Raw genomic sequence first — 13,101 nt, 5'->3', positions numbered from 1 at the left:
CTGCGCGTCGATGTCGTCGCCTTCTCCGGCAAGCCGGAAGCCGCGCGCGTCGTGCGCAAGGTGATCGCCGAGCGCGCCGGGCCGATCGTGCCGCTGGTCAGCGAAGTGCTCAACCCGGCGGCCTATGCGCATGAGCGCGCGGTCTGCGTCGACACGACCGCGGCGGGCGGTAATGCCAGCCTGCTCGCCGCTGCTTAGGGCGTATTGACATTCAGGTGATGCCGGCCTGCGAATGGCGGCTTCCTGCGCTTCCGGCCTTCGCCGGCCGAAGCATTTATGAGTGGCGTGGCAGCTAAGGCTACGGCCGGCGTAGGCCGGGGCTCACGTACTTAAGTACGCTCCGCTCCGGTTCTCCGAAGCCACCATTCTCGACTCGGCCTGACCTGAATCTCAACACACCCTATCCGTCGAAGGAAGTTGGCCATTGCTCGTCAGCGGTCAGGCGCCTTCGACGACTGAAAACCCTTCGAATTGCGGATGGCCGAGATAGTGCACCTGCGAGCTGCCGGCGTTGCGGTGGGCGTCGCGGAAATTCTCCGACTTCGTCCAGGCGACAAAATCGTCGTGGCTCGCCCAGACCGTGTGCGAGGCAAACAACGTATAGCCCTCGGTCTCGTTGACCGGGCCGCGCAGCAAATGGAATTCCTTAAAACCCTTCATCTCGGAGAGGCTGGAATCGCGGTTTTTCCAGACGTCCTCGAAGGCTTCTTCCGAGCCGTTCTGGACCTTGAAGCGGTTCATGGCGATGTACATTGGTTTCCTTCCAGAATGAGTGCCCTGTGGCGATTGGTTGAGGGTATGAAACGGCGAGGCGGCGGTTCTTAAAACGGACCGATGCGGGCTTTGAACACCCAACTCGACCTGCCGGTCTCCGGTGGAATGGGCGGGAACGGGGCTTGCTGGCGCACCAGTTTCAGGGCGAATTGGTCCAGCTCGGCAGACCCTGAACTTTCTGCAAGCTGCAAGTAGCTGATGCTGCCATCGGCCATGACAACGAAAACCACCCTGGCATTGTTGCGGGCCTTTTCCTGAATCGCTTTCGAAACGCGACGGTTGGCGCGGGCAAGCTTCTTCTGGATTTCACCGCTGTAGCGGGATTCCATCGCATTGCCGGCCGCGGCCTCTTTTTTGCCCTTGCTGGAAATCACCGGCTGGTCGCGTTTCTCGCCATCCGCCGCGCCGCGAGAATCATTGGTTTTGCTCGTTCCTTCAAGTCCGGCTGGTCCGCTTGGCCTTGCAGTTGGGACCGGTGGCGTCCCGGTATCGGCAGGAGGCGTCCCGGCGCTTTGCATCTGAACCGCAGACGATGTTTCCTGCGGCTCAGCCCTTGGAGCGATATTCTGATCATCCTGGCGCGGGATGGCAGCCGTCAGCGCGTCCGGAGTGGCGGTCGCCCGTTTGACGGCTTCCGGCGGAGGCTCAGGTGCCGCCGGCTCCTCTACTGCTTGAGGCGTGTCGGTTGGAGGCACGGATCGAACTGCCTCAGGCTTGGCCGGCCGCGGATCAGGCACCAAGGTCACATCCATCACGCCAGGGTCGCGGCCATCCAAAGCGCTGCCGACCACATCAGCGCCTGATTGATCAGAGCCTTCGGACTGGATTGCATCGATGGAATCGATTGTACCGGCAGATGCGATCAGAAATGCCGCCGCGGCAGCGGCATGGAGCAGACAGGAGACCGCAATCGCCACCGTCCATTTGCGCTCCCCGGCCGACTGCTGCGCTTGCGCAAGCGGTTCGGCCGGCACGATCGCCAGTTCGTTGCCAGCGTCGGGGAGGGGGCTGATTTCATGCATGTCTCGCGACGAGACCTGCCGCGAGCGACGTGGAATTGTCAAATCAAGATCGGTTGCCGAAAGTCGCCCGAAGCCGAAGCTAGCCAAGGGCCAGGCAACGGCATTTCGGGTGAGCGTCAGCGCCACGGCTTGTCAGACCCCGAAAGCGATGCCGGTCTTGGTCGAAGTCTTCAGGCCGCGCATGCACGCCGCCGGCTCGACGCCGGTTCCGGCGCATTCCGTCGCGCTGTTGATCAGCACGCGGCTGATCTTGCCGCAGTCGGCCCCGGCAAGATCGAAGCGCGTGACTTTCGTCTTGCCGGCAGGCAGGTCCTTGAAATCGAGCACGGTGAGGCGGTCGACGACGCCGGCCTCGTTGAACAGCGCGATCTCGAAAGCCGCCTTCGACAGGTCGGCGCCGAGCGCGTGTTGACGATGAAGGTCAAGCGGCAGCCCTTGTCGGAGGGTTGCGCGGCGTTGAGCTCGAGGTTTAGGGCCGGGGCCGGCGCGGACTGGGCCCACGCCGGCGCCGTTGCAAGCGACATCGCCAGCGCCGAGGTCAAGAGACGAAGCGATGTCGTTGAACGTAGCATTTCCAATTAGCCTCCGAAACGCATGGTTGCTGCCAGCTTCAGCGTGATGCCGGGTTCGTAGAGAACGGCGGTCGTGCTTCCGTTGAGCGGGTTGGTGTATTTGACGTCGAACAGATTGTCGGCGCGGAAGTCGACCTTGAGATTGTCCGTCGCCTGGTAGCTGGCAAAGGCATTGACCAGCGTGTGGTCCTTGGCCACCGGATTGCCCTTGGGCTTGCCGTTGTATTGCACCTCGCCGCCGACCGTCAGCTTGTCTTCGAGGAAGCGGAGGCCGAGCTGCGCGGTCAGCTGCGAGGAGGGGATGCTGGCAAGATCGGCCCGCTCGCCTTCATACGAGATGGTGTGGCCATTGATGATGGAGGCCGAGAGCCCGGCATAGCCCCAGCCGGCGTCGTAGACGCTTTCCAGCTCGAAGCCGTTGATCTTGGCCTTGGCGAAGTTCTGGTACTGGAAGCAGATCGGGATGCCTGGGCCGAATGGGCAGCCGCTGGTCGGGTCGAAGGCCGAGAGCGTGACGCCGTCGATGTAGTCCTCGACATTGTTGTTGAAATAGGCAGCCTTGAGCCGCAGCGCGTCGCCGGCCTCGACAATGTCGTTCTGCTTGTAGTTGACGCCGAATTCGACGGTCTTGCCGGTTTCGGGCCTGAGATTGGGATTCGGCAGGAACGGGAAGGTGACGCCCGCCGGATGGTTGCCGCTGATGAGCGTCTCCGTCAGCGAGGGCGAGCGGTAACCTTCCGCGTAGGTGCCGTAGAACTGCAGGCCCGCGAGGCTGGCGCTTTCAAAGGGTGAGACCCCGACGGTGATGCGCGGCGACAGACGGTCGCCCGATGTCTCATGCGCGGAGTCTTTCAGGCTATAGCTGTCATAGCGTAGGCCTGTGATGACCTCGAGCCATTCCCAGGTCAGCTTGTCCTGAATGTAGGCGCCCGACACGTTGCGCTTGCCGGACGGCGTATAGAAGCTGTCGCCACCGGCCGTGCCGCCCGTCTCGACGTCGTCGCCGACCCAGTCGCCGCCATAGGTCAGTTCGTGCGCAATGCCTGCGGTCTCGAAGCGCGAGGTGTTCCAGATGTCGATGCCGGTGGTGCCGACATCGAAGGTCGACAGCGAGCCGGCCGGCAGTACGACGGGCAGGCCTGTGCTCGGATCGAACCGATTTTGCGGGACAAGCGTCGTCAGATCGAGAACGGTCTTGTTGTAGGAGGTGTTGATGTGGAGGTCGAGCCAGCTTTTGGCGTCGTCGGTGATGTTGTAGCGGGCAGTGAAGGTGTTCGACTTGAGATCGACATCGTTGGCGGGAACGCCGCTGCTTGTCTCCGTCCATCCGTCGCTGGAGCCGACCCAGCCGAGCTTCAGCTCGCTGTTTTCGGTCGGGTGGATGGTGGTCTTGAGCAGGCCGCTCAGCACGTCGAAGCCGGTGCCGGCCACGGTGTCGCCGCCGCCATTCTTGTAGTCACCGTAGTCCCGATAGACGATGTTGCCCAGAACATCCCAGTTTTCGTTGAAGCGGTAGGCGCCGCTGGCACTGGTGGTCCAGCCCTTGCCGTTGCTTTCATAGCGCCCGGTGACGGAGGCGGCCCAGCTTTCCTTCGGCTTGAGGAAATCTTCGGCGTCCTTGGTGTCGAAGAAGACGACGCCGCCGATGGCGCCAGAGCCGTAGGTGTTGGCGACCGGGCCACGGATCACGTCGACGGATTTGATGAGCTCGGGATCGACATAGAAGGTCGACTGCGTGCCATGGTCCGAGCGCTGGAAATCCTGCCTGGCGCCGTCGACGATCACCGCGACGCGGCCGAAATCCTGCAGGCCGCGGATGTTGATGCTGGAGCTGACCCGCCGCGCGTCGGCCTGCACGGTGACGCCGGGAACGCCGAGCAGCATCTCGTTCGGCGTCGTCGCCATGCGCCGTTCAAGCTGCTCCTCCTGGTCGACATGGCTGGCCGAGGCCAACGACTGGATCGCCGTCTCGCCGGTGCGGCTGATGACCAGGATCTTGTCGAGCAGAGTTCCCTCGGCAGCGGGTTTCTCATCGGCCTTCTTTTTTTGATCGGCCTGCTGGTCGGCCGTCGGGCCTGTTGCGCTTTCGCGGCCGGCACGCCGAGCGCAATTGCCGCTGCTCCAGTCATTAGTAGGGCGATTGCCTTCGCCATCGATCGGAAGCCCGGGCCGGCATCCGCCTGGCCCGTCCGTCCCCAATTCACCAACCCCATGCCCCAACTCCAGATTCAAGGCTCGATGCTGGCTGGCGCGGGGCTCGCTTGCATTTTTGATCACGTCCGGCGTCTTAAATGTTGACTCATTTAGTCCGGTAATGCACTGACTAGTAAACATGACTATTCAAGTCAAGAATTGAATCGGCAATTTACGAGCGCCTGGCCAGACGGCCGGCACAGCAGAAGGACCGACCCGATGAACACGCATAATCCCAACGACTTCCGCTATCGCGTCCGCCGTTCGGACGACACGCAGCCCCGCTACGACCGGGTGCCGATGGCGGTGCGCACGCTCTCCAGCAACACACTGTTCCAGGGCGAGCATGAGATTGGCATCGAGCATCATGGCGCGCTCTACCGCCTGAAAATCACCCGCCAGGGCAAGCTGATCCTCAACAAGTAAGCACAATCGGCAGGCGGAACAGTGCAGACAAAGGTGGGCAGGTGGACGACATGGACCAGCGCGTGAAGCCGTCGCCGGAAGAGATCCGGCGGGCACGGGAAGGCAATCCGAAGATGCGCGAGCGCGATCTCGCAGCCCAACTCGGCATTTCGGAAGCGGAGCTGGTCGCGGCGCATTGCGACTATGGCGTCGTGCGCGTCGAGCCGCGTGCCAACGACCTGTGAGCGCGATCTCGCAGCCCAACTCGGCATTTCGGAAGCGGAGCTGGTCGCGGCGCATTGCGACTATGGCGTCGTGCGCGTCGAGCCGCGTGCCAACGACCTGTTGACCGGCCTCGAAGCGGTCGGCGAGGTGATGGCGCTGACCCGCAACGAAAGCGCCGTGCACGAGAAGATCGGCGTCTACGACAAGGTCGTCACCGGCAACCACAATGCCATGGTGCTCGGCGAGAACATCGACCTGCGCATTTTCCCGAAAGTGTGGGCGCATGGTTTCGCCGTCGAGAAGCGGGACGGCGGTGAGATCCGCCGCAGCCTGCAGTTCTTCGACGCGGCTGGCGAGGCGGTTCACAAAGTGCATCTGCGGCCGGCCTCGAACCTCTATGCCTACCAGAAGCTGGTGGCGAGCCTCGAATCGTCGACCCAGGAACCGACGGTCACGATCGCCTCAAGCGCGCCGGGAGGCGAAGGGGAGGCTCAAGGCTCGGTCGCCAGCATCGACGACCTGCGCGACCGCTGGAGCCGGCTGACCGACGTGCATCAGTTCTTCGGCATGCTGAAGACGCTGAAGCTCAGCCGCCGCGAGGCGGTGCGCATGGTCGGCCAGGACTATGCCTGGCTGCTCAACAACGATGCCGTCGGCGCCATGTTTCACCACGCGGCGGAAGGCAAAATGCCGATCATGTGCTTCGTCGGAAACCGCGGCTGCATCCAGATCCATTCCGGTCCGATCAAGTCGGTCAAGCCGATGGGGCCGTGGATCAACGTGCTTGACGAGACCTTCCACCTGCATCTGAGGACCGACCACATCCGCGAGGTCTGGGCGGTGCGCAAGCCGACCAAGGACGGCCATGTCACATCGCTCGAAGTCTATGACGCCCAGGGCGGCATGATCATCCAGTTCTTCGGCAAGCGCCATGAAGGCGAGGGCGAGCGCGAGGACTGGCGTTTTCTCGCCGAGAACCTGCCCCGGATCCCCAGTCCGACCGCTGCATGAGGCAAGACCCAATGCGTGCTCCATTCGATTTTCGCCCGGCGCTCGCGCCGCTGCTCGGCGCTCTGCTGGCTTTCACGACGCTGCCCGCCGGCGCCGAGGAAGGAGCGGCAACCTTCTCCGATACGTCGCGGCTCGTCGCCATCGGCGGCTCGATCACAGAGATCGTCTATACGCTCGGCGAGGAAGGCCATCTCGTCGCCCGCGATTCGACGAGCTATTTCCCGCAAGCCGCGCTCAAGCTGCCCGATGTCGGCTATATGCGTGCGCTGTCGCCGGAGGGTGTGCTCTCGGTCAACCCGTCGGGGATCCTCGCTTTGCATGGCAGTGGCCCGAAGGAAGCGGTCGACGTGCTGAAGAAATCGAGCGTGCCCTTCGTCGAAGTGCCCGAGCACTACAGCCATGAAGGCATCCTCGAAAAGATCCGGGTCGTCGGCAAGGCGCTGGGGGTCGACGCCAAGACCGAAAAGCTTGCAGCGGAGACGGACGCGAAGCTGACGGCGGCCGAAAAGCAGACGGCGTCGATCAAGGATCGCAAGCGCGTGCTGTTCGTGCTGTCGACGCAGGGCGGCAAGATCCTTGCCGCGGGCAGCGACACCGCCGCCGACGCCATCATCAAGCTCGCCGGCGCGATCAACGCGGTCGAGGGTTTTTCCGGCTACAAGGCGATGTCCGACGAGGCGATCGTCACCGCCAGGCCGGACGTGATCCTGACGATGAAGAACGCCGGACCGCCGGTCTCCGAAGATGAGCTGTTCGCCAATCCGTCGATCGCCACGACGCCGGCGGGTGCCGCCCGCAAGGTGATCAGCATGGATGGCGGCTATCTGCTGGGCTTCGGGCCGCGCACGGCCGAAGCCATCCACGATCTCGCCGTTTCGCTCTACGGCAGCCAGGTTACGGACTGAACGGCGATGGCCGAACAGTCGATTGCCGGTGCGGCGGGCATGACGATGGCAGCCGATGGCGACCGCTCGGCACGAGCAAGGATCGTGATCCTGCTTTTGTCTGTTGCGCTTGCGCTGTCAATATTCCTATCGCTGACCTCGGGCGCTTCGGACGCGTCCGCTGTCCGCGTCATCCGCGACTGGCTCACCGGAGCCGTGCCGGCCGATGCGGCGCTTGCCGCGCGCGACCAGCTGATCGTCTATGACATTCGCATGCCGCGCGTCCTGCTCGGCGTGCTGATCGGCGCGGCACTCGCAGTTTCCGGCGCGGTGATGCAGGGTCTGTTCCGCAATCCGCTTGCGGACCCCGGCCTGATCGGCGTCTCCGCCGGTTCGAGCCTCGGCGCGGTGGCCATCATCGTGCTCGGCACGACCTGGCTCGCGCCTGTGACGCTGGCCCTCGGCACGTTTGCCCTGCCGCTGGCGGCCTTCTTCGGCGGTCTTTCGGTGACATTGCTGCTTTACGCCATCGCGACGCGCCAGGGCCGGACCTCGGTCGCCACGATGCTGCTCGCCGGTCTGGCGATCGCCGCCCTCGCCATGGCGCTCACCGGCATCCTGATTTTCATGGCCGACGACAGGCAGTTGCGCGACCTGACCTTCTGGCAACTCGGCTCGCTCGCCGGCGCGACATGGCCGAAGATCGGCACCGTCGGGCCGGTGATCGTGCTGGCGCTGGCCGCAATGCCCTTCCTGTCGCGCGGCCTCAATGCACTGGCGCTTGGCGAGGCGACTGCCGGCCATCTCGGTATTCCGGTGCAGCAGCTGAAATACACCGCCATCGTTGGGGTGTCGGCTGCGGTCGGCGCGTCCGTCGCCGTCAGCGGCGGCATCGGCTTCATCGGCATCGTCGTGCCGCATCTCTTGCGCATCGCGATCGGCCCGGACAACCGTTACCTTTTGCCGGCCTCGGCCTTGCTCGGCGCCTCGCTGCTTCTGCTCGCCGATGCGGTCGCCCGCACTATCGTCGCTCCGGCCGAGCTGCCGATCGGCATCGTCACCGCGGTTGCCGGCGCGCCGTTCTTCCTGTGGATCCTGTTGCGCAAGCGCGGCGTCGTCGATTTGTGAACTGCCGATGATCGAAGCACGCAGCATCTCCGTGGCGATCGGCGGCAAGCGCATCGTATCGCATGTCGATTTCGCGGCGCGGCCGGGTGAGGTGACGGCAATCGTCGGACCGAACGGATCGGGCAAGACGACCCTGCTCAAGGCGCTAACCGGCGAGCTTCCCTATTCCGGCACGGTCGCCCTCAACGGCCGCGATCTGTCCGCCATGAAGCCGGTGGAGGCAGCGACGCTGCGCGCGGTGCTGCCGCAATCCACGACACTCTCCTTCCCCTTCACCGTGCGCGAGATCGTGCGCCTCGGCCTGATCGGCGGTCGCTCCGGCGTGCTGCCCGGCGAGGATGCGCGCTTGCCCGAGCGGGCGCTGGCGCGAGTCGATCTCGACGGTTTTGCCGGCCGCTTCTACCAGGAGCTTTCCGGGGGCGAGCAGCAGCGCGTCCAGCTTGCGCGCGTGCTCTGCCAGGTCTGGGCGCCGGTGCTGGAGGGCAGGCCGCGCTATCTGTTCCTCGATGAGCCGGTCTCAAGCCTGGACGTCAAGCACCAGCTCATCATCATGAACATCGCCCGCGACTTCGCCCGGCGCGGCGGCGGCGTGGTGGCGATCCTGCACGACCTCAACCTGACAGCCATGTATGCCGACCGCATTTTCGTGCTGCACGTCGGCCAGCTGGCTGCAGCCGGCTCGCCGACGGATGTGCTCAACGACGAATTGATCGAGAAGGTATTCGACTGCCGCCTCAAGGTCGGTGCGCTGCCGGCGGCTAGTGTGCCGTTCGTCCTGCCGCAATCAGCCGCTTAGGCGGCCGGAGCGCGTTGCTCCAGGAGGTCGATGCCGAGCAGGTGACGCACGTCCGGGCGCGCTGCGACGAGGTCGGCGATCGTGTAGCGGGAAAGCACGGCAAAGAAGGCGTTGAGCGCCTCGCGCAACGCCGAATTCAACGCGCAGCTGTCGACCAACGGGCATTCGGCGGCGTCGTTCTCGAAGCATTCGGCCATGGCGAAGCTCTCTTCGGTGACGCGCACGACATCGAACAGGCTGATCTGCTCGGCCGGGCGGCCGAGTCTTACGCCGCCGTTCCTGCCGCGCACGGTCTCGACTAGGCCGGCCTCGACCAGCGGCTGCAGGATCTTGAACAGGAACAGCTCCGAAACCGAATAGGCGGCGGCGATCTCGGGGATGCGGCTCAGCCTGTCGGTGTTCGCGGCGCAATACATCAGTATGCGCATCGCATAGTTGGTCTGGCGCGTGAGCCGCATGGTATCCTCGCAAAAACATTAGCTTGAGCCGAATATGGCCCATAGTTTGGAACAATTCCAGACTGGAGCGCCACATAGCTGAATAATCGTGTCAACTTTTTGTGCATGCCGACGCGTATGAGCGGCCCGATATGTCCCACAAGCTTTGGGCGAGCGTTTCGCCGCCGAAGGTCCTAGATAAGTGCGGGTGCAAACAGGAAACGGCCTTTCCATGTCACAATCAGCTCCGGCCCTCGCGTCGGTTCGATTCGACGCCGATGCGCAGGCAAAGCTCTCGGCATTGCGGCGGACCAAGTTCACTGCCGCCGCGGCGCTTGGCCTGTGCATCCTTGTCTTCGCGCTCACCAAGTCTTTCCAGGGCAGCCATCCGTGGCTCGGCTTCGTCGCCGCCTTCGCCGAGGCGGCGACCATCGGCGGGCTCGCCGACTGGTATGCCGTCGTCGCGCTGTTCAGGCGGCCGCTTGGGCTGCCGATTCCGCATACCGCCATCATCCCGGAGAACCAGCACCGCATCGCGGACAATCTCGGCCGCTTCATCGAAGCCAATTTTCTGGCGGCGGAGCCGGTGCGGGAAAAGCTCGCCGAGGTCGACTTTGCGGCGCTGGTCGCCGACTGGCTGGCCGACAGCGAACGCGCGGCGGGGCTATCGCGATTCGTCGCTCGGCTGGTGCCGCAGACACTGACGGCTGTAGAGCAGTCCGGGCTGCGCGACTTCGTCGCTAGCCGCATGCTGGAGCAGATCGAAAAGGTGCCGCTGGCGCCTTTAGCCGCGGAGTTGTTGTCGGCGCTCACCGACGATCGCCGCCATCAAAAGCTGTTCGACGAGTTTACCAGGGTGGTCGGGCGTTTTCTGAACGACGAGAAGGCGCTGGCGACGATGCGCGAGAAGATCCGCGAGGAGCTGCCGTCGCTCTTCAACCTGTTTCGCGCCGATGCCTATCTCCTGAAGAAGATCGTCGCCTCCGCCGGATCACTGCTCGATGAGGTGCGGGCCGACCCCAACCATCCGATGCGCGCCGAATTCGACCATTTCGCGCTCGCCTTCATCGAGCGTCTGCGGACGTCGAAGCAATATGCAAGACGCGCCGAGAAGCTGAAGCGCGATTTCCTGGGCCGCCCGGAAGTCAGGGCGCTGGCCGGCGACACATGGGCAAGCATGCGCCTCTTCATCGAGCAGGACGCCAACGCGCCCAATTCGATGATCCGCGAGCATCTCGCCAATATGTTCGTCGAGGTCGGCCGGCATCTGGCCGACGATGCCCAGATCAGAGCCGACATGAACCAGGGTTTTGTCGTGGCGCTCGCTTCGTTCGTCGAGAACCAGAAGACTGGCGTGTCGAAATTCATCGCCGATCAGGTCAAGCGCTGGGACCTGGCCCAGCTGACGCGGCTGATTGAGGTGAACATCGGCAAGGACCTGCAATATATCCGGTTCAACGGCATGGTGATCGGCGGCTTGGCCGGTTTGGTGCTCTATACGGCCGAGCGGATGTTTCTCCTCAATTGACGCGGACCGGGCGCGCACTATTCTCCCTAGCGGGTGCCGCAAAAGCGGCAGATCGGGAGGCGACGACATGGCAAGACAACCGGAATCCGATTCTTTCCTGGACATGTTCAGCAGGTTCGGCCGCGACCTGAAGCTGCCGAAGGTCGACGTCCAGGCGATCCTCGATCATCACCGCAAGAATCTCGAGGCTCTGGACAAGTCGGCCAGGGCAAGTGCCGCGGGCGCGTCGTCCGTTCTGTCGCGGCAGCACGAAATGGTGCAGGAGGCGCTCGGCGAAATCACCCGGATGGCGCAAAACTACCAGGCCCCGGGCAATCCGCAGGAGTTGATCACGAAGCAGGTGGATTTCGCCAGGAAATCCTTCGAGACGACGCTGAAGAATGCCGGCGAGGTCGCCGACCTGGTCCGGAAATCCGGCGCCGAATCGATCGAAATCCTGCGCGACAGGATCAAGGACGCGATGGCGGAAATCCGGGCCGGCTACAACGGGAAGTGATCCAGCGGCGCGTGAACACGCGTTCCCAGCTCGCAGCGAAACCGTCAACTCTAAGAGCAAAATCGCGCGTCCGCGAATTGACAGGAGCCGCCGGTTCATGGTCGGGAGACTGGCAGAAGCCACCGGGAAAGCAGGAATGACGGAAAATCGGCCGAGAACGCCGCCGACCTTCGAACAGTTGCGGACAATGGCCGGCCAGGAGATCGGCGTGTCGGACTGGACCACGGTCGACCAGCAGCGCATCGACCAGTTCGCCGCGTGCACGGGCGATCATCAGTGGATCCATGTCGATCCGGAGCGCGCGAAGCGTCAGAGTCCGTTCCGCACCACGATCGCGCATGGCTATCTGACGCTGTCGATCATCGGCGCGCTGGCGCTCGAGATGGGCATCGTGCCGGAAAACACGCAGGCCGCCTTCAATTACGGCTTCGACAAGGTGCGTTTCCTGGCGCCGGTGAAGTCCGGCGCGCGCATCAGGCTGCGCACAACGCTGCTCTCCATGGAGGATCGCGGCCCGGGCCAGTACCTGATGAAGGCTGCCAACACCGTCGAGATCGAAGGCGAGCAGAAGCCGGCGCTGACCGCCGAGACGCTGGTGATGATGTATGAGCGCCGCAAGCGGGCAGCGACCTGAGCGGCAGACCGTATTCCCTCACGTTGCCATCGCCGTCTCGAGCACCCTGAAGATGCGTTCATCCCCGCATTGGGCGGCATTGAAGCGCATGAAGCGGCCGGCGGTATGCGACAGGCTGAAGGCATTGCCCGGCGCCAGCACGACATTCTCCGCCAGCGCATGGCGAGCGACATCGGCAGCGTCGACGTTGTCGGGCAGGCGGCACCACAGGAACATGCCGGCCGGCTGGTCGATCCAGGGCATGATGCCCATCGCTTTCAACCTGCTGGCGGTCTCAGTCATGGCGCGCGCCAGGCGGGCACGCAACTGCTCGACATGCTTGCGGTAGCTGCCGTCCTTCAGCAGGGTCAGCACCAGCTCGGAGGAGAGCCGCCCGCCGCCGAAACTCGTGGCGATCTTGAGGTCGGTCAGCCCCTCCATCCAGTCGCGGGGTGCGGCGATGAAGCCGCAGCGCACCGAAGCCGACAGCGTCTTGGAGAAGGAGCCGATCTGGACGACGCGGCCGAGGCCGTCGAAGGCCGCCAGCCGCGGCGCCGGCGAGTGCTCGAAATCGGCGAAGATATCGTCCTCGATGATGGCGAGGCCGGATTGGTCGGCAAGCTTGAGCAACCGGTGGGCAACGACCGGCGAAAGCACCGCGCCGGTCGGGTTGTGGAGCGCCGAATTGGTGATGTAGAGGCGCGGCCGATGCTCGGCGAGCGCCTGCGCGAACAGGTCGATATCGGGTCCGGTTGGCGTCATAGGGACGCCGACGACCTTCGCGCGATGGGCGCGCAAAAGCGCATGGAAGTTGAAGTAGCAGGGATCGTCGACCAGCACGGTATCGCCAGGCTCGAGCAGGAAGCGGCACAACAGGTCGATCGCCTGCGTTCCGGATTCGGTGAGCATGATCTGGTCCGGCGAAGCCTCGACGCCATGCGCCGACAGGCGGCGGGCCAAGAGCTGCCGCAGCGCCGGCAGGCCGAGCGGCGTGCCGTAGTCGGCAAGCGTGGCGTC

The 13,101-nt window shown here is 64.1% G+C and carries 15 protein-coding genes and 1 pseudogene; 10 read left to right on the top strand and 6 right to left on the bottom strand.

Translation table 11 applies throughout. The features are described from left to right. Positions 1-198 (top strand): hypothetical protein (locus DH10_RS27065; protein ID WP_192385557.1); only part of this gene is annotated, 198 nt, incomplete at its 5' end. 240 nt (positions 199-438) lie between these two features. Here DH10_RS27065 and hmuQ read toward each other — a convergent pair. The 4 genes and pseudogenes from hmuQ to DH10_RS27045 form a co-directional block, all read right to left on the bottom strand. Continuing rightward, positions 439-753: a heme-degrading protein HmuQ gene (hmuQ, locus tag DH10_RS27060; RefSeq protein ID WP_192244789.1), complete on the bottom strand. Its 315-nt coding sequence runs from the start codon at positions 751-753 to the stop codon at positions 439-441. A gap of 68 nt (positions 754-821) precedes the next feature. Further along, positions 822-1,922 (bottom strand): energy transducer TonB family protein, encoded by a 1,101-nt coding sequence (locus tag DH10_RS27055; protein ID WP_343221626.1) that lies wholly within the window; start codon positions 1,920-1,922, stop codon positions 822-824. Positions 1,923-1,928: 6 nt separating this feature from the next. Next, positions 1,929-2,368, bottom strand: a pseudogene (locus tag DH10_RS27050) (hypothetical protein). 6 nt (positions 2,369-2,374) lie between these two features. Next, a complete protein-coding gene (locus tag DH10_RS27045; RefSeq protein WP_246811651.1) occupies positions 2,375-4,600 on the bottom strand; it encodes a TonB-dependent hemoglobin/transferrin/lactoferrin family receptor in 2,226 nt (741 codons plus the stop codon). 180 nt (positions 4,601-4,780) lie between these two features. On the opposite strand from DH10_RS27045, the gene hemP reads away from it, so the two are divergent. Genes hemP through DH10_RS27015 form a run of 6 tightly spaced genes read left to right on the top strand, consistent with a single transcriptional unit; the run spans position 4,781 to position 9,010 of the window. Next, on the top strand, positions 4,781-4,987 hold the full coding sequence (hemP, locus tag DH10_RS27040) for a hemin uptake protein HemP (RefSeq protein ID WP_192244793.1): 207 nt from the start codon (positions 4,781-4,783) through the stop codon (positions 4,985-4,987). A gap of 50 nt (positions 4,988-5,037) precedes the next feature. After that, positions 5,038-5,211: a hypothetical protein gene (locus tag DH10_RS27035; RefSeq protein WP_192385556.1), complete on the top strand. Its 174-nt coding sequence runs from the start codon at positions 5,038-5,040 to the stop codon at positions 5,209-5,211. Next, positions 5,171-6,202 (top strand): hemin-degrading factor, encoded by a 1,032-nt coding sequence (locus tag DH10_RS27030; RefSeq protein WP_192385555.1) that lies wholly within the window; start codon positions 5,171-5,173, stop codon positions 6,200-6,202. The genes DH10_RS27035 and DH10_RS27030 overlap by 41 nt, the downstream gene beginning before the upstream one ends. Positions 6,203-6,213: 11 nt before the next feature. After that, complete coding sequence (locus DH10_RS27025; RefSeq protein WP_192244797.1) at positions 6,214-7,107, top strand: heme/hemin ABC transporter substrate-binding protein; 894 nt, start codon at positions 6,214-6,216, stop codon at positions 7,105-7,107. Positions 7,108-7,113: 6 nt separating this feature from the next. Next, complete coding sequence (locus tag DH10_RS27020) at positions 7,114-8,214, top strand: FecCD family ABC transporter permease (protein WP_192385554.1); 1,101 nt, start codon at positions 7,114-7,116, stop codon at positions 8,212-8,214. A gap of 7 nt (positions 8,215-8,221) precedes the next feature. Continuing rightward, complete coding sequence (locus tag DH10_RS27015; protein WP_192244799.1) at positions 8,222-9,010, top strand: heme ABC transporter ATP-binding protein; 789 nt, start codon at positions 8,222-8,224, stop codon at positions 9,008-9,010. Here DH10_RS27015 and rirA read toward each other — a convergent pair. Further along, entirely contained in the window at positions 9,007-9,468 is a 462-nt protein-coding gene (gene rirA, locus DH10_RS27010) for an iron-responsive transcriptional regulator RirA (RefSeq protein WP_192244802.1), read from the bottom strand. The two genes, DH10_RS27015 and rirA, sit on opposite strands and share 4 nt — an antisense overlap. 211 nt (positions 9,469-9,679) lie before the next feature. On the opposite strand from rirA, the gene DH10_RS27005 reads away from it, so the two are divergent. The 3 genes from DH10_RS27005 (at position 9,680) to DH10_RS26995 (ending at position 12,105) form a co-directional block, all read left to right on the top strand. Then, a complete protein-coding gene (locus tag DH10_RS27005; RefSeq protein ID WP_192244804.1) occupies positions 9,680-10,975 on the top strand; it encodes a DUF445 domain-containing protein in 1,296 nt (431 codons plus the stop codon). 67 nt (positions 10,976-11,042) lie between these two features. Continuing rightward, positions 11,043-11,471: a phasin family protein gene (locus DH10_RS27000; protein WP_192244806.1), complete on the top strand. Its 429-nt coding sequence runs from the start codon at positions 11,043-11,045 to the stop codon at positions 11,469-11,471. A gap of 136 nt (positions 11,472-11,607) precedes the next feature. Then, the gene (locus DH10_RS26995) at positions 11,608-12,105 is read left to right on the top strand and encodes a MaoC family dehydratase (RefSeq protein WP_192244808.1); all 498 of its coding nucleotides are present in this window, start codon (positions 11,608-11,610) and stop codon (positions 12,103-12,105) included. Between the two features lie 18 nt (positions 12,106-12,123). Here DH10_RS26995 and DH10_RS26990 read toward each other — a convergent pair. Further along, positions 12,124-13,101, bottom strand: a 978-nt coding sequence (locus DH10_RS26990) for an aminotransferase-like domain-containing protein (protein WP_192385553.1), incomplete at its 5' end; no start/stop codon positions are given.

The organism is Mesorhizobium silamurunense, assembly GCF_014843825.1.
Taxonomy (GTDB): domain Bacteria; phylum Pseudomonadota; class Alphaproteobacteria; order Rhizobiales; family Rhizobiaceae; genus Mesorhizobium; species Mesorhizobium silamurunense.
This window is presented reverse-complemented; position numbering and strand designations above follow the sequence as displayed.

Coding starts and splice junctions, on each gene's coding strand:
- hemP (WP_192244793.1), top strand. CDS start 4,781: ATGAACACGCATAATCCCAACGACTTCCGCTATCGCGTCCGCCGTTCG.
- rirA (WP_192244802.1), bottom strand. CDS start 9,468: ATGCGGCTCACGCGCCAGACCAACTATGCGATGCGCATACTGATGTAT.
- DH10_RS27000 (WP_192244806.1), top strand. CDS start 11,043: ATGGCAAGACAACCGGAATCCGATTCTTTCCTGGACATGTTCAGCAGG.
- hmuQ (WP_192244789.1), bottom strand. CDS start 753: ATGTACATCGCCATGAACCGCTTCAAGGTCCAGAACGGCTCGGAAGAA.
- DH10_RS27030 (WP_192385555.1), top strand. CDS start 5,171: ATGGCGTCGTGCGCGTCGAGCCGCGTGCCAACGACCTGTGAGCGCGAT.
- DH10_RS27020 (WP_192385554.1), top strand. CDS start 7,114: ATGGCCGAACAGTCGATTGCCGGTGCGGCGGGCATGACGATGGCAGCC.
- DH10_RS27005 (WP_192244804.1), top strand. CDS start 9,680: ATGTCACAATCAGCTCCGGCCCTCGCGTCGGTTCGATTCGACGCCGAT.
- DH10_RS26995 (WP_192244808.1), top strand. CDS start 11,608: ATGACGGAAAATCGGCCGAGAACGCCGCCGACCTTCGAACAGTTGCGG.
- DH10_RS27025 (WP_192244797.1), top strand. CDS start 6,214: ATGCGTGCTCCATTCGATTTTCGCCCGGCGCTCGCGCCGCTGCTCGGC.
- DH10_RS27015 (WP_192244799.1), top strand. CDS start 8,222: ATGATCGAAGCACGCAGCATCTCCGTGGCGATCGGCGGCAAGCGCATC.
- DH10_RS27035 (WP_192385556.1), top strand. CDS start 5,038: ATGGACCAGCGCGTGAAGCCGTCGCCGGAAGAGATCCGGCGGGCACGG.